We start from the raw sequence: 16,405 nt of genomic DNA on the forward strand, positions 1-16,405 counted from the left end.
TGCAACTCGCGCTAGACTAGTGCGGTAACTATTAACAATCCAGCAGAACCTTCAACCAATTTGACACTGTAAGTGATTGCGGATCGCTGGCTATGCTTTTAGTGTCACCACTTGTGCGCCGAACAACTTGAGAGGCGTGGGGTATTTTTACGACAAGTTGACGAGTTCATGACTTCTGACGCCCTCAAGGTACTGATATACAGTCACGATACGTTCGGGCTGGGCCACTTGCGCCGCTGTCGAGCCATTGCCCAATCGTTGGTGGGCACTTTTTCTGAAATGTCGGTTTTAATCCTTTCGGGTTCGCCCATCATCGGCAGCTACGAGTTCAAGTCCCGTGTGGACTTCGTGCGCATACCGGGGGTGATCAAGCTGCGCAATGGCAACTACACACCGCTTTCGCTGCATCTGAACATTGACCACACACTGGCGATCCGTTCTTCGATCATCGAGCATACGGCCAAGGTCTTTAATCCGGATATTTTTATCGTCGACAAGGAACCGCTTGGCCTGCGCGGTGAGGTCTTGCCGACACTGGAGCATCTGGCCCGCACACATACCCGGCTGGTGTTGGGCCTGCGTGACGTCATGGACGATCCCGAAGTGCTGCGCGATGAATGGACGCGCAAGAATGTGGATCCTGCCCTCACCGATCTTTACGACGAAATCTGGGTGTATGGCCCGTCTTTCATGAACAATCCGCTGGAGGGCATGGATCTGCCCCAGGCAGTTCACGACAAGACCCTGTTCACCGGCTACCTCCAACGTTCCATGCCCGCCTCAACCAGTGCCTTTGTGCCGCCGTTTGATGGCAATCCCTACATACTTGTGACGCCCGGAGGTGGCGGTGATGGTATCGAGTTGGTTGATTGGGTGATCCGTGCCTACGAGACCCGCGAGCGACCGTTGTTCCCAGCGCTGATCGTTCTGGGGCCCTTCATGCCCTCGGAAGAGGTGGAACGATTTACTGCACGGGCTGAAGCCTTGCGCGATGTGGAAGTGCTGCGCTTCACACCAGAAATCGAGCCGTACATGAACGCAGCCACGGCTGTTGTGGGCATGGGCGGCTACAATACGTTCTGCGAGATCCTGTCTTTTGACAAGCCAACCCTTTTGGTGCCCCGCGTGGTGCCGCGGCGGGAGCAGGCCATTCGCGCCGAACAAGCCAAACGTCTTGGCCTTGTTGAGGTGCTCCCCATCGACGCCTATCCCGATAACGAACTGATGCTTGATGCGCTTTCCCAGTTGCCGAGCAATCCGGCACCTTCGCAAGCGCAGTCCCGAACCGTTCTCGGCGGGTTGGAAGTCGTCAACGCCCGTGTTGACGAAATCTACCGGGAACGAAACGTAACACCCGTCTACAAGGATGGGGCTCCTGTGCTGCAATTGACCGCTCAACGGTCTGTCTAGGTAAATTTGTTCATGTCACGCGTTGCTGTTGTGGTGAAGGGCTATCCGCGCCTTTCCGAGACCTTCATTGCTCAAGAAATTCTGGGATTACAGAACCGGGGAATAGGCCAACTGATTGTGGCTCTGCGCAAACCGTATGACCCTTACATTCATGAGTTACATCGCCAGATCACCAGCGACGTGTTGTACTTGCCCGAGTACATCAAGGATGATCCGCAGCGGGTGCGCCGTGCCAAGGCATGGGCTGAAAAGCAGCCCACCTACGAAGCAGCACGGGCCCTGTTCGAGGCAGACCTTGCAAACGAGAACAACGCCAACCGGCATCGGCGTTGGGGACAGGCCTGCGTGTTTGCCCACGAACTGCCGGAGGACGTGCGCTGGATCCACACGCACTATCTGCACACGCCGTGCTCCGTTTCCCGTTATGCCGCTCACCTGTCGGGCCGGAAGTGGTCGTTTTCCGCCCACGCCAAGGACATCTGGACCTCTCCGGAATGGGATCTGCGCGTCAAATTGAATGATGCCGCCTGGGGGGTGACCTGCACGCAGGTGAACGTTGATTATCTGAAAAGCCTGACGGACGCACCTGACAACATCGAGCTGGTGTACCACGGGCTGGATTTCAGCTCGTTTCCGGTGAAGGAAGGCGACCGCAAACCACTTACCGGACATGAAGATACGCCGGTGACGCTGTTGTCGGTTGGCCGCGCCGTCGAGAAAAAGGGCTATGACGTGTTGTTGCAGGCCCTCGCCCGCCTACCGGCCACCCTGAACTGGCGTTTCGTGCATATTGGCGGTGGTGAGTTGGCGGAGAAACTGAAGGCGCTTGGCGTGCAACTCGGTCTTGACGAGCGAATTGAATGGCGCGGAGCACAGCCCCGCGAAGAAGTCATCTCCGCCTGCCTGACCTCGGACCTGTTTGCCCTGCCGTGCAAGGTGGCCCGCTCCGGTGACCGCGATGGCCTGCCCAATGTGTTGATGGAAGCCCAAGCCATGGGCCTGTGTTGCCTCTCGACCCGCGTATCGGCCATTCCCGAACTCATTCAGGACAGGGAAACCGGACGTCTGGTGGAGCCCGAATGCCCGCAGGAACTGGCGGACGTCCTTGGCGAACTGATGCAAGATCCGGCACAGCGCGACAAACTGGGCCTTGCAGGATCGGCCTTTGTGCGGCGAAACTTCGAGACTGCACCGGGCCTTGATCGGCTCAAGGAAAAGTTTGCCCCCATATTGTGAGTGAAACCAATGAAGCTGGCCTTCACCAGTCCCATGAAACCGTTGGACCATCCCGTGCCGTCCGGAGATCGGACACTTGCCCGGCTTCTGGTTCGCGCGTTTCGGGAGGCCGGCCACACTGTGGACGTAGCCACCCGTTTCCAGAGCTGGCGCAAGAGTGGCGGCCGGAGCATGCAAGAGGCGTTGAAAACGGAGGCGTTGCGCGAGGCTGAGGCCGTAGCGGCCAGTTGGCGCAGCACGGGATACGTCCCTGACGCTTTTGTCACCTACCATCTGTATCACAAGGCTCCGGACTGGATCGGACCGGCCTTGGCACGTGAGTTCAACTGTCCCTACATCGTGATTGAAGCGAGTCGAGCCCCCAAACAGGCGACGGGAGACTGGGCGTTCGGCTTTGCAGAGGCGGACAAGGCGCTTGAGGCAGCCGATCAGGTGGTTGCCCTGCACCGGGCAGATGCGACCTGCCTGCGCGACCTTGTCGGTGAGCGGCTCAGCATCATTCCGCCATTCATCGACACGGATCCGTTTGATGATGCGCCGGCGCTGGCCGTCGTGCCGAAGCGGATCAAGCTTCTGGCCGTTGGCATGATGCGTCCTGGAGCCAAGATGCGCTCCTATGAGGTTTTGGCCCAAGCACTGGAACGCGTGAAAGCCACAAACTGGGAACTGACCATTGTGGGGGATGGACCAGAGCGCGCGGACATTCACGACATGTTTTGTGAGCTGCCAGCGCATTTTGTCGGCTCGGTGGCGACGGATGCCATGCCGGCCTTTTACAGCACCAACGACATTCTGGTTTGGCCCGCCGTACGTGAAGCATTCGGCTTTGTATTTCTGGAGGCTCAGGCGGCCGGCCGGCCCGTTGTTGGCGGCGATACGTTCGGGGTTCCGGACATTGTGGCTCAGGGCGTCAGCGGTCTGTTGTCTGCCGAAGGAAATGTGGACGCATTTGCCGCCAATCTGGAGCGCCTCCTTGAAGACCCGCAGCTGTGCAACCAGATGGGGCAACAGGCACGGGCGCATGTTCAGGCCCGCCACAGCCTTGAGGCTGGCACACAACACCTCGACACTCTTCTACTGCGCGCCAAAGATCATTTTGCGTTCAAACATCAAACCGGAAAGATTTCATGAAAGCCTTCATCCATGTTCAGCATCTTCTTGGCACCGGGCATATCGTTCGCGCTGCCGCCATCGGGCGTGCGCTTGCCGCTCGCGGGGTGGAGGTGACGCTGGCTGCTGGCAACACGGTGCCGCCGACGCTGAACACGCATGGGCTCAACATTGTTGAACTGCCCCCCGTGCGCAGCCCGGATGCAGTCTTCGACAAGCTGGTGGAGCCTGACGGCACCCCCGTGGATGATGAGTGGTTCGAAAAGCGCACCGGCACCACACTGGATGCTTTCAAGGCGCAGGACTATGACATTCTGCTCACCGAGACCTATCCGTTTGGCCGCCGCCAGTTCGAACGCGAGATGCGGCCCTTGCTGGAGTTTGCCAAGACACGCAAGCCCAAGCCGCTCATTGCCTCGTCCATTCGCGACATTCTGGTGCGCAAGCAGCAGCTTTGGAAGGAAGAATGGATGGCAACACAGGCACGCCAGTCCTACGATTGCGTTCTGGTGCATTCCGATCCGGAATTCGTGCAGCTCGGCGACAGTTTCCCATTTACGGCAGAGGTGGATCACCTGCTGCGTTATACCGGCTATGTAGATGCGCAGCGCGATGACACAGCCCCCAGCGAAGAAGGGGAGGACGAGGTTCTCATCTCCTGCGGCGGCGGTGCCGTGGGCGGCCAACTTCTTGAGGCTGCCATGGTAGCCCGCTCCCTGAGCCGGCGAGCCAACGACACCTTGTGGCGTGTACTCGTGGGGCATGACATATCCGAGGCCGCTTTCACCGAGCTTCAACTCAAGGCGACGGACGGATGCAGCGTGGAACGTGCGCGGTCCGACTTTCCGCAGATGCTCAAGCAAGCCCGGTTGTCAATTTCCCAAGCGGGGTACAACACGGTGCTGGACGTCTTGATTGCCGGTGTCCCTGCCGTGTTCGTGCCGTTCGCCCAGGTGCGCGAGACCGAACAAGCCCAGCGCGCCGCCGCATTGGTGCAGCGCAGCCGAGCAGTAAGCCTGCCCGAAGACACGCTGACGCCTGAGGGCCTTGCCGCCGCCGTGGATGATGCGCTGGCCCTGCCCCGTGCCGAAATGACCGTACTTCTGGGCGGCGCAGAGCGCAGCGCCGACATTCTGATCGCCGAGCGCGAACGGCAGGTGGTGAAATGACCCGAGACATGCAGGCATTCGCCTCTTTCCAACAGGCGCTGACGCATCATCTTGACTGGTTTGCGACACGGGGGCGCAAGGTGCGCTTCTGGTGGCGGGATGACGATGCGATTGAGCCGACGCCCAATCTGGACAGGCTTTTGGCACTGTCAAACCAGCATACGGTGCCTGTCGGTTTGGCTGTGATACCGCGCGACGTCCAACTCAGCCTGGCCGAGCGCCTCAAGACTGCGCCCCATGCGTGGGTTTTGCAGCACGGATGGCAACACAAGAATTTTCAGCGCAAGGACCTGGGAGAAAAGGCCGCGGAGCTTGGCGCTCGGCGCAACGTGGATGAAGTCCGCGCCCAGTTGCAACAGGGTTTTGCGAAGCTTTCGGAATTGTTCGGATCCCGCTTCATTCCCGCCTTGGTGCCGCCGTGGAACCGAATTGACCCGGCCATCGCCCGTGTCCTGCCCGAGATCGGCCTGACCAGTCTTTCGACCTTTACATGGATGCACCCTTACGACTTGGCTCAGATGCAATCCCACGTGGATATCATCAAATGGAAAAAGAACCAGCGCTTCATCGGGTGGAAAAGCGCCAAGGACCGTCTCGACCTGCAACTCACCCGCAGGCGCACAAATCCGCATGAGCCCTTGGGCATATTGACCCATCATCTGGCCCATGAAGACGGGTGCTATGAGTTTCTGGAGGAATTTCTGGCCATTGCAGCCCATCACCCCGGAGCCGACTGGCCCGGCCTTCCGGATTTGTTTGCCGAAGAAGTGACCCGCGCTCAGCGCATCCGCACGTGATGCCCCATTCGCAACGGTGTTATTGGCGTCTCCCCCACTGGACCCCGGCTCGGAGGCCGGGGTGACAATGGCAAGGTGTGGCGATGCTGAAGGGGCTCACTCAGGCCAGACGGAATACACTCGTGGTTCCGTTTGGCTGGATCCCGCGTCAAGCGCGGGATGACATCAGAGTATGTGGCATACTATGGCAGTTCACCCATGGAGGTCATCCCGGACCAGCGACGCACAGACTGGACCCCGGCCCGGTGGCCGGGGTGACAATGGCAAGGTGTGGCGATGCTAAAGGTGCTCACGGAATACGCGCGTGGTTCCGTTTGGCTGGATCCCGCGTCAAGCGCGGGATGACGCCAGAGCATGTGGCATACTATGGCAGGTCACCCACGGAGGTCATCCCGGACCAGCGCAGCGCAGATCCGGGATCCAGCAGGTCAACGAGCGAGCAGCGGCGAGCACCATCCGTCCGCTCGACTGTCATGCCGGATCAGCGTACCGGCTTGACCAGACGCATGCGCCACGTAACGTTTTTCTTGTCCGACCGCAGGGCGTAGTCATCCAGCACGTCCCACTGGCTTTCATCGTCGGTCGCTTCCCAAAGCTTGGCAATCAGCTTGTTGGCACCGGACTCGGGCCGCTTTGGTGAATACATGGACAGGGCAATGACGCCGCCCGGCTTGAGAAACGGGACATAGCGCGCAACAACCGCTGCCGGATCCTCGGCAAAATGAAGCACTTCGTTGAAGATGATGGCGCTAAAGGTTTCACCAGCCTCAGGCTCGAAGGTGTGCATATCCCCCGCGCGCAGCGAGGCCACCTGCGGGTCTACATTGGCGATTTCGAGGGCAGCCGGGGCAAGATCCATCCCCACGTAGCGCTTGATACCCATGGGGGCGAGGCGCTCGTAAAGCAGGCCTTCACCACAGCCGATATCCAGCACCTCGTCGTTCGCCTCTGACAAGGCAAGCCACATGCCGATGATGCCATAACGCCCGCTTTCCGGTAGTGAACGCAGGAAGGCCCAGCGGCCTTGACGATACTCCTCATCCCAGCCTTCGGCGGTACTGGCGTTTTTCATCTCAACAGTTCCCATTGGTTTGTGATGGACCAGCCCGTGAATGCAGAGCAGGACTCACAGGCGGACAGTGGCCTCATTTATAAGGGTCCGCTGCGTCCCGTAAACCGTCCCCGAGGAAATTGAAGGCAAGAACCACGATAATTATCGGGATGACCGGGGCCATAAGCCACGGATAAATGGTCACAACCGAAATATTCTGGGCTTCGTTCAAAAGCACCCCCCAAGACACAGAGGGCCGCCGCAAGCCGAGATTCAGGAAGGACAGCGCGGTCTCGCCAAGGATCATGGCCGGAATCGACAAACTGGCGGAGGCGATGAGGTGTGAGGTGAAGCCGGGCAACAAATGCTTGAAGATGATGCGGCGAGGACGCGCGCCCATCATGACAGCGGCGCGGGCGTATTCCTCTTCGCGCAAGGACAAGAGCTTGGAGCGCACGGCGCGCGCAAGGCCAGGCCAATCCAGCAGCCCCAGAATGATGGTGAGGCCAAAATAGATCCAGACCGGTGACCAGGTGACCGGCAGGGCGGCGGAAAGCGCCATCCACAAGGGCAATTCCGGCAATGCGCGCATGATTTCGATCAGGCGCTGGATCATGCTGTCGATGATACCGCCGAAATAACCGGCCAAACCACCAAGCAGAATGCCCAAGAACATGGAAATGACAATACCCACGATGCCAACGGTCAGCGACAGTCGGGCCCCGTAGATCAGACCGGAGAGCTGATCGCGCCCCAGCCGATCCGTGCCCGCCAGGAACATGGAGCCCCCTTCCGCCGCACACACAAGGCGAAAATCCATCTCCCACAAGCCCCAGAAGCGATAGGTACTGCCGGAGCAAAAGAAGCGAAGCGGCTGAACCTGATCGGGATCTTCCTTGTAGACCCAGCGCAGGGTCTCCAGATCCACTTCCGACGTGAAGCCATAGACAAACGGACCGATGAACTGGCCATCATGAAACAGGTGAAGTGTTTGCGGCGGCGCATAGAGATAATCATTATTGCGCTCGTTGGGCGTATAAGGGGCAATGATCTCCGCAAACGGCACACACAGATAAAACAGGATGAGCACGACCCCGGACCACACTGCCAGCTTGTGGCGACGGAACTTCCACCACATGATCTTCCACTGGGAAGCCTGATAAAAGCGTTCTTGTTCCGGCGTGAGCTTTTCGGTTGCTGTAGGATCGAACGGCTCGGGGTTGACGTAGTGGTCGGGCTCGCGATCGGACGGGGGCAGATGACGGCTCATGAGCGGCTCCCTCCCCCCAATCGAATACGCGGATCCAGAACCGCCAGAAGCAGATCCGAAACAAGCATGCCGACCAGCGTCAGCACCGAGACGAACAACAGGATGAAGGCGGCAAGAAACTGATCCTGAGACTGCAACGCATTGAGCAGGACAGGACCAACGGTCGGCAAGTTGAGCACCACGGATACGATCACCGAACCGGACACCAGAGAGGGTATCAGGTTGCCGATATCCGCAATGAACGGGTTCAGCGCCATCCGCAGCGGATACTTGACCAGAAGCGCGCGTTCCTTCATGCCCTTGGCGCGGGCCGTCGTTACATACTGTTTGTGCAGTTCATCCAGAAGGTTGGCCCGCAGACGGCGGATCATGGCCGCTGTGCCGGATGTTCCGATCACGATGGTTGGCACAATCAGGTGCGAAAGTACCGAAAGCGCTTTATCCACGGACCATGGCTCACCGATGTACTCGGGGTCCATCAAGCCTCCGATGGACAGGTCAAACCATGCGTTGGCCAGATACATGAGCACGAGTCCCAACAGGAAGTTGGGCGTTGCCAACCCGACATAGCCCAAAAAGGTGAAGCCATAGTCGCCCCATGAGTACTGACGGGTGGCGGAATAGATGCCAATTGGAAAAGACACCAGATAAACGAACAGGATCGTGGCGGCATTGAGCACGATCGTGAGGGGCAAGGTTGGCCCTACCACCTCGTAAACCGGCTTGTCATATTCAAAGGACCAGCCCCAATTGCCTTGCAGCAGACCATCAAACCCGTGCGGCCCCGGCCAGAGCCCGACCCATATGGCGAACCGCTCGAAAAACGGCCGATCCAACGCAAACTCCTGTCTCAGGAACTCGAGCTTGGCCACGGAAGCGGACTCGCCGGAAGACTTCAGAACCGCGATCTGGTTCGAGATATAGTCCCCTTCCGGGAGTTCGATGATGAAGAACGTGAGCAGACTGATCACCAGTAGTGTCGGGATCATGGTCAGCAGTCTGCGAACGGTATAATAAAGCATCAGGTCTACTGCTCAGCCTTTCGGACCTAGAAGACGTGTCCGGTATCCTAGTCCTGTTCGGTAAAGAAGAAGGCATCCATGCGGTGAATTCCGAAGTGGGATCCCGGATCCCATCCGTAAATGCCGGTTTCCGGCACATTGGACAGCCCCTTGACCACCACAGGCTGACGTACCTGATTGACCAGACCGATGTGGATGGTTTCGTCCGCATGGATTTGCAGCATTTCATGCCAGATCTGGGCACGTTCCTCTTTCGTGCTGCTGGCCAGCCAGGCGTCATACAATTCCATGAGGCGATTGGCTGGCGCCCAGTCCGGCTTTTCACCAGATTGACCATCGGTCTCGTAATAGTCGCCCCACGGTGCCCATGAGAGGAAATCGCCGCGTGTGGGTGCATAGTCGACCGGAGGCATGTCCGCTGTGGGAACACCGTTTTCAAAACCGGACCAAACCGCCATGACCAGATCGCCCGACATGGCGCGGTTGCGAATGGTGTCGCGCTGGCTCGGTTTCAGGAAAGCGCGAATGCCCAGTTCCTTCCAGGTTTCTGCCACCAACTCGATGGCATCGTCCTGCGCACGGCTTTCCCCCGAACTTTCAATGATGATCTCCAGAGGCCGACCATCGGGCAACAACCGGGTACCGTCATTACGACGTTCAACAAGGCCGATCTCATCGAGAAGCGCATTGGCTTTTTCAGGGTCAAACGCTGCCCAGTCCTTGGCGTAGTCGTCCTTGTACAGTGGCGACATTTCCAAAACCGTGTCGTTGCTGGGATGAGCCAGCCCGAAATACAGCACCTTGTTGATCATGTTGCGATCAATGCCAAGTGACAGTGCATGGCGGAAACGGACGTCCTGATTGAGCTTTCTCCAAACCGGATCCTTGACGGCCAGATTGGGTAGCAAGGCCACCTGAGAGCCCTTGGTTGAGAGCCAAAGGTTGGTCTTGTACCCTTCCGACGCCTCTCCCCGCTTGAGAACGGAAATGTCGGAGAAGCTGAGGTTGCGCGCCTGCAGGTCACTTTCTCCTGCCTGGGTCTTGGCCGGGATCAGCTTGCCATCCGCCACGGTCATGACCACGCGATTGATATAAGGCAACTGCTGGCCTTCGCTATCGAAGCGATGGAAGTAAGGATTGCGCGTGAAAACGATACGCCGGTCATCACCCTCCTCGGTCAGGACCCACGGCTGAAGCGAGGGCAGCTCCGAGTTACGGGCGTTGTACATGTCGTCCAGCTTGTTGAACAACGGCGCCCAGCTTCGCACCTTGTAGGTGGCGGTCATATCCTCAATGACCTGCGGATCACCATAGTTTTCGTGGAACTGTTTGAGATAATGCGCCGGACGATAAATGAACGGTGGACGTGACTTGGCCAGTTCCGGCAAGAACAGCGGGTTGGGCTTGTCCCAAGTATAGCGAACCGTGATCTCGTCGATCACCTCAAACCTGGGTGGCTGTCCATCCACCAGCAGAAACGACGGCATGCCCCATGGATTCAACGCGTCGTTGGTCAGCACATCTTCAAACCAAAACCGGAAATCCTCACTTGTGAAGGGATGGCCGTCAGACCATTTGTGGCCCCGACGCAAGGTTAATGTGAAGATGCGCCCCTCTTCCACCTGAACGTCTTTCAAGATGTCCGGACGCAGTTCCAGATCCTCGGTATAGCCGACCAGACGGGCATAGCCCCATACATTGATGAGGCGCGCATCCTTGGTTCGCCCCACCAGAGTGCGCAGCTCACCGCCCTGTTTTCCAGTGGTGCGGCCAATCTCCGTCATGTTGGTGACAAGCGGATCAACCGGTGCACGCTCGCTGGTTGGCGGCAGCCCCTCCGCAATGCCCGGCGTGGGCGTCATGGTGAATGCACCCGCCGTCCCGGCCCAAGAGATGAGGATTGCCGCGGCAACCCCTTTGAACAAACCTGACGTTTTCAAGAGGCCCTCTCCACTAAACTCTGTATTGTCTGTTTTGCATTCCGGCCGGGTGCGCAGACCAGATGATCTGGCGCGATCTCGACCAGTTCTGGAACGTCCCCTTGTTCCAGACGGAATGGATCTGGCCACAGGTGTGGCTCGGATGCACGCATGGCATCCAGGTGTTCGAAGTCGAGAAGCGCATCCAGTCTCGGCTCCGGCACAGCGCTCAATAGCGCCTTGGTGTAAGGGTGTATTGGTGTCGTCACCACCGCATGTGTTGGACCAATCTCAACAACTCGGCCCCGACACATTACGGCGATCCTATCTGCGATATAGTCCACCACCGCCAGATTGTGGCTGACAAACAGATAGGTCAGACCAAGCTCGTTCTTCAGGTCCTGCAACAGATTGAGAATCTGCGCCTGTACCGAGACATCGAGTGCGGAGGTAGGCTCGTCGCACAAGATGAACTCCGGATTGAGCGCAAGGGCACGCGCAATACCAATGCGCTGACGCTGCCCGCCGGAAAACGAATGCGGGTAGCGGCGCAAGAACCTGGGGTTCAGCCCAACAAGATCCATCAGTTCGCGCGCCCGTTTCTGGCGCTCCGGATAGGTACCAATGCCATGAATGGTCAAGGGTTCCATCAAGATGTCGTTGACTGTCATGCGCGGATTCAGCGAGGAAAACGGATCTTGAAAGATCAGCTGAGCCCGGCGGCGGTAGTCCAGCATCTGCGCCCGGTCAAAACTTGCGATGTCAACGGGACCGTCGCCCTTGTCGAATGTGATATGCCCCTCATCAACCGGGAAAGTGCGCAACATGGCCAGCGCTGCAGTGGTTTTGCCTGACCCGGACTCCCCCACAACGCCCAGACACTCTCCGCGGCGAACCTCAAGACTGACCTGATCCAGAGCGGTGAACAATTTGGGCTGTGCACTCAACAGCCCCCCCTTGCGAGACCCAAACCGCTTGGTGACGTTGGACATTCGAAGCAGAACCGGGGTCTTTTCCGCTCGATGCTGCGGACGGTCCTTGAGGAAACTGGCAATATTGGCGTTGATTGGCCGGATTGGCACCAAACGTTGCCCCGCTTCCATGCCAAAACTGGGAACTGCGTTCAACAGGGCTTTGAGATACGGATGCCTTGGATCGGAAAACAGCGCCTGCGCGCTGCCCTTTTCCATGATTTTGCCGTGGTAGATGACAACGACCTCATCTGCCATGTTCGCCACGACACCGAAGTCATGGGTAATCATGAGCAGGGACATGCTCAGTTCCTGCTGTACTTCGCGAATGAGCTTCAACGTTTCCGCCTGAATGGTCACATCCAAAGCGGTTGTCGGCTCGTCAGCCACCAACAGGGCCGGTTTGCAGATCAAGGCCATTGCAATCATCGCCCGCTGGCGCAATCCACCAGAAAGCTCGAAGGGATAGGCATCCACGCCGCGGGACGGATCGGGAAACTGCACCAAGGACAGCATGGTACGCGTCAACTCGCGCGCCTCAGCAGCAGAGACGCCCTGATGGAGTTGAGCGGCCTCGCCGATCTGATCGCCAATGGTGTGCAGCGGCGACAGTGATGTCATGGGCTCTTGAAAAATCATCGCAATGCGATTGCCGCGCAAGTTACGCATCTGCGCCCCTGCCGGATCGAGCCGGGCAATGTCGATATCGACCTGCGGGTTCAACGGATCATGCAGAAGGATTCGACCTGAGGAGATCCGGGCGCGCGACGGCAACAACCCCATGATGGCCTGGGAAATCACTGTCTTGCCGGAGCCAGACTCCCCAACAAGAGCCACACTCCGGTTCATGGGAACGCGAAAGGACACATCATCGACGGCACGCACGCGGCCCTCGGCGGTGTCAAAATCAACCGTCAATCGCTCAAGTGACAAGAGTGTCACGGGGATGCCTCCTGTCCGCGTTGGTCGCGGATCGTTCCCTCCGAAGTCTGACCGTCTGGCTTGGCTTATTTTTCGCCTCTTGCGCAAGCTCAACCGATCAGTGTTCTAGCCTTAAGACGTTACAATAACGTGTTCTGCGCAAAATAAAATCACAGATCTCGATCAAAGACCAAACATAATCAGAGAACAACTGGAGCATAGCGGTGAAAGTCGCCGTTTTTACGGGTGATTTGCGCTTCACTCTTCCACGTAGGCCCAGATTTCTACCGGAGCACCTCGGCCGCGAATGGAGCGTTCACCATGGTTTTGCAGCCAATCTGTTTGCGTTGCACGCTGAATTGTTTCACCGCTGGCCAGAATGACGGCCTCTGCTTGCGGGGCAACCCCTTTGCCCAGACCTTGAAGGCGGTTGGTTACATTCACCGCATCTCCGATGACCGTATAATTCCAGCGGTCCTGCCCGCCCACGTTGCCCACGATTACCGGTCCGGTATGCACACCAATGCGCACCTTGAGCGCCTTGTCAGGCTTGGCCTTGTTGTGGGCTGCAACCGCCTGCGCAATTGTGCGTGCGGCCCGCAAACCGGCATCTGCATGATCTTCCTGCTCATCGGGCGCGCCCCAGAAAGCCAAAAGGCCATCCCCCAAAAACTTGTCCACCGTGCCGCCTTCATCCTCAATCGCCTTTACCAGAATGGCAAAGTGATCATTAAGCATTTGGGCGACTTCCCCGGCCGAATGGCGCTCGGAAATGCTGGTGAATTCCGCGATATCCGTGAACAGGATCGTGAGCTCGGCCTCGCGGGGACAGGTGGTTTGCTCGAGCCCTCGGCTCAACAGTTTGGAGACCAGGGTACGCGGCACGTACATACTCATGGCCTTCAGGCCTTCGACGCTGGAGTTGATCATGGTCGCCACCTTGTCCAGCTCCAGGATCACACTGCGCTCCATAGGCTTGATATTGTCGAAGTCCAGCCGACCAATATGGCTGGCGCGTTCGGCAATCTCACCCAGAGGCTCGGCAACGCGTCGCCCGATGAACAAAGCAAGCAGCGCCGAAAACAACAAAATGACGCCTCCGATCAGAGCAGACTTTGCGAGCCGCCGAATCTCGTCACCTACCGTGTTTTCAGCAATATACTGACCGACAATCCATTTCCGATAACCGAAGCCTTCGATCTCGCGAGTGAGGATGATATAGCCCTCATCGTTGGCCTTGACTTGCAATACATCCAGACCAAACCGGCTCTGAGAGCGTTGCGTGGCGACCGATTGAGCCGATGGCAATGCAGCAAGAACCGGGTCCCCAAACTGATCCAGCGGCGTCAACAGCCGTGTGTCTTCAACATCATCCAGCGCCCCGTTTCCCGTGTGAGCAATCACGCTGCGCCGATCATTCAGTACGAATGTCGTCAAGTTGGTGTCAGCGCCGAACTCCATCAGGGCCTTGCTCAGATGCTCCATGGACACGCCGGCGGTGATGTGACCAATAAGTGTCTCGTGATAATGCACGGGAACAGAAACGTTGGCGAAAATTCTGCCGTCCGAGCGAAGCAGGCGCCCCCATTGCGGCTTGCCGGAAAGGCCTTGCACGGAGAAGAAGTTGCGCAGTTGAAGTTCGCGCGGGGCCTGTCCAGCAAAACTGACGATTTCCTCGTTCTTTTTGCGACCAACCCCCCAGGTGCGTCCTTCCAGATCAGTGAAGGTGACCCATTCGATATTCCGATTTCCCAAAAGGACGCCGCTCATCAGTTCGGAGACCTGATGCTCGTCTGACAGATAGATCTCACCATCTTCGACGAAGTCTCGAATTTCCATCACGGCTTCGGAAATGGGATCGAATGAAGCGCTGATGATGTTTTCGATGGACATCAGCGAAAGATGCGCTGTGCTGTCGAGCAAATCACGCGTGTTCTTGATATTGGCCGTTACAGACGTGAACAGCACCGCGCCGCCACATACAGCCACAAGCAGGCCAAAGCCCACACCGACAATGGCGGTGAGCGAAAACCGCCTCAGTTTCATGCGCCAATACCATGGCCGGCGCGCCAAAAAGCGAAGAAACCCCACGAAAACCCCAGATGGCAGGAGAGAGATGCTTGCCCCGACACCCCTCAAAAATCACTGAGAGGCTACAGTAGGCCAGCCCTCCGCCATAGACAACACGCGTTGCACCGGAGGCAACGCCTTTTCAACCATGCCGTCGCGGTTTTGTTCGATTTACCGGCTTTTAGACAACTCGTTTTGCACTTCTTTGGTGTGCTGACCACACTTCGGCGGCGCTTTGTCCAGCGCCAGAGAGGCATTGGCGAAGGTGATCGGAGTGCGCACATATCGCTGGTCGTGGCCCGCAGTGGCCCCGCCGGATGCCGTTGTGACCATCCCACGCGCTGCTATTTGTGGATCCTGCAGCGCCTCCGCGACAGAGTTGATGGGTCCTGCCGGAATGCCATTTTGCTCACAAAGTGCCAGAAATCCATCGCGGGTGTAGGCCTTGAGCCTTTCTTCGAGCAGGGGCACCAGAACCTGACGGTTCTCAACCCGAGCCGGATTGGTGGCAAAAAGCGGGTCCTGAGCCATCTCCGGCATATCCAGCACGGAGCAGAGAGCCTTGAATTGTCCATCATTTCCCACTGCGAGAATAAGGTGACCATCTGCCACCTCGAACACCTGATAGGGCACTATGTTGGGATGAGCATTGCCCATACGGGATGGGCTTTGGCCACTTGCCAGATAGTTCATGGCCTGATTGGCAAGTACACCGACCTGTGTGTCAAGCAGCGCCATGTCAACCCACTCGCCCTCACCCGTCTGTTCACGCCGCCACAACGCAGCCTGAATGCCGATCACGCCATAAAGGCCGGTGAAGATGTCTGCAAACGCCACACCGATTTTTTGAGGCTCGCCCTGCGGGTTACCGGTGAGATCCATGATCCCGCCCATGCCCTGAATCATGAAATCGTATCCGGCGCGATGTGCATAAGGACCGTTTTGACCGAACCCGGTCACCGAGCAATAAACCAGACCGGGATTAATCTGTTTCAGGCTCTCATAGTCCAGACCGTATTTCTTCAGCCCCCCCACCTTGAAATTCTCGATGAGGACATCCGCTTCGCGCACCAGGTCACGCACAAACGCCTGCCCCTCCGCACTTGTGAAATCTGCCGTGACCGAACGCTTGCCTCGGTTGCAGCTGTGAAAGTATGCGGCGCTCTGCTGGCCATCCTCATCGGTGATGAAAGGAGGCCCCCATGTGCGCGTGTCATCACCGCGCGGACTTTCGACCTTGATCACGTCCGCCCCCAAATCCGCCAGTGTCTGGCCAATCCAGGGGCCAGCCAGAATACGCGCCAATTCAATGACTTTGACGTTTTGAAGCGGAGCAGTCACAGGTCTTCCTCACGTGATTGAACACTTGGATGTGCTACCGTGTTTTTACGCAGCCGTCGCCTGATGATCTGTCATAACATTGCGACCGAAACGCGAGACAGTGCGCAGCCATGCTTTC

General features: G+C 57.9%; 12 protein-coding genes. 5 read left to right on the plus strand and 7 right to left on the minus strand.

Translation table 11 applies throughout. The annotated features are described in order from the left end of the window. Positions 1-168 precede the first annotated feature (168 nt). The 5 genes from G512_RS21795 to G512_RS0118330 are packed head-to-tail and all read left to right on the plus strand — an operon-like array spanning position 169 to position 5,722. A complete protein-coding gene (locus tag G512_RS21795) occupies positions 169-1,410 on the plus strand; it encodes a glycosyltransferase family protein (protein ID WP_081657556.1) in 1,242 nt (413 codons plus the stop codon). Positions 1,411-1,422: 12 nt separating this feature from the next. Then, positions 1,423-2,646: a glycosyltransferase family 4 protein gene (locus G512_RS0118315; protein ID WP_028482962.1), complete on the plus strand. Its 1,224-nt coding sequence runs from the start codon at positions 1,423-1,425 to the stop codon at positions 2,644-2,646. Between the two features lie 9 nt (positions 2,647-2,655). Then, a complete protein-coding gene (locus G512_RS0118320; protein ID WP_028482963.1) occupies positions 2,656-3,777 on the plus strand; it encodes a glycosyltransferase family 4 protein in 1,122 nt (373 codons plus the stop codon). Then, positions 3,774-4,925, plus strand: a complete 1,152-nt coding sequence (locus tag G512_RS0118325) for a glycosyltransferase family protein (RefSeq protein WP_028482964.1) — start codon at positions 3,774-3,776, stop codon at positions 4,923-4,925. The genes G512_RS0118320 and G512_RS0118325 overlap by 4 nt, the downstream gene beginning before the upstream one ends. Beyond that, entirely contained in the window at positions 4,922-5,722 is an 801-nt protein-coding gene (locus tag G512_RS0118330) for a polysaccharide deacetylase family protein (RefSeq protein ID WP_028482965.1), read from the plus strand. Before G512_RS0118325 ends, G512_RS0118330 begins: the two co-directional genes overlap by 4 nt. A 481-nt stretch (positions 5,723-6,203) precedes the next feature. Here the strand turns inward: G512_RS0118330 and G512_RS0118335 are convergent, their stop codons facing one another. From G512_RS0118335 to G512_RS0118365, 7 genes are all read right to left on the minus strand, one after another. After that, positions 6,204-6,794 (minus strand): class I SAM-dependent methyltransferase, encoded by a 591-nt coding sequence (locus G512_RS0118335; RefSeq protein ID WP_036490080.1) that lies wholly within the window; start codon positions 6,792-6,794, stop codon positions 6,204-6,206. Positions 6,795-6,867: 73 nt separating this feature from the next. Beyond that, the gene (locus G512_RS0118340) at positions 6,868-8,043 is read right to left on the minus strand and encodes an ABC transporter permease (RefSeq protein WP_028482967.1); all 1,176 of its coding nucleotides are present in this window, start codon (positions 8,041-8,043) and stop codon (positions 6,868-6,870) included. Beyond that, positions 8,040-9,065, minus strand: a complete 1,026-nt coding sequence (locus G512_RS0118345) for an ABC transporter permease (protein WP_028482968.1) — start codon at positions 9,063-9,065, stop codon at positions 8,040-8,042. The genes G512_RS0118340 and G512_RS0118345 overlap by 4 nt, the downstream gene beginning before the upstream one ends. A gap of 47 nt (positions 9,066-9,112) precedes the next feature. After that, complete coding sequence (locus G512_RS0118350; protein ID WP_051269614.1) at positions 9,113-11,005, minus strand: ABC transporter substrate-binding protein; 1,893 nt, start codon at positions 11,003-11,005, stop codon at positions 9,113-9,115. Further along, a complete protein-coding gene (locus G512_RS0118355; protein WP_028482970.1) occupies positions 11,002-12,897 on the minus strand; it encodes an ABC transporter ATP-binding protein in 1,896 nt (631 codons plus the stop codon). The genes G512_RS0118350 and G512_RS0118355 overlap by 4 nt, the downstream gene beginning before the upstream one ends. Before the next feature lie 237 nt (positions 12,898-13,134). Beyond that, complete coding sequence (locus G512_RS21800; protein ID WP_051269677.1) at positions 13,135-14,922, minus strand: adenylate/guanylate cyclase domain-containing protein; 1,788 nt, start codon at positions 14,920-14,922, stop codon at positions 13,135-13,137. A 195-nt stretch (positions 14,923-15,117) separates the two neighbouring features. Then, positions 15,118-16,287, minus strand: coding sequence for a CaiB/BaiF CoA transferase family protein (locus tag G512_RS0118365; RefSeq protein WP_028482971.1), 1,170 nt, complete (start codon positions 16,285-16,287; stop codon positions 15,118-15,120). Between the last annotated feature and the right edge of the window lie 118 nt (positions 16,288-16,405).

It is taken from the genome of Pseudovibrio exalbescens DSM 16456 (genome assembly GCF_000422785.1).
GTDB lineage: Bacteria > Pseudomonadota > Alphaproteobacteria > Rhizobiales > Stappiaceae > Pseudovibrio > Pseudovibrio exalbescens.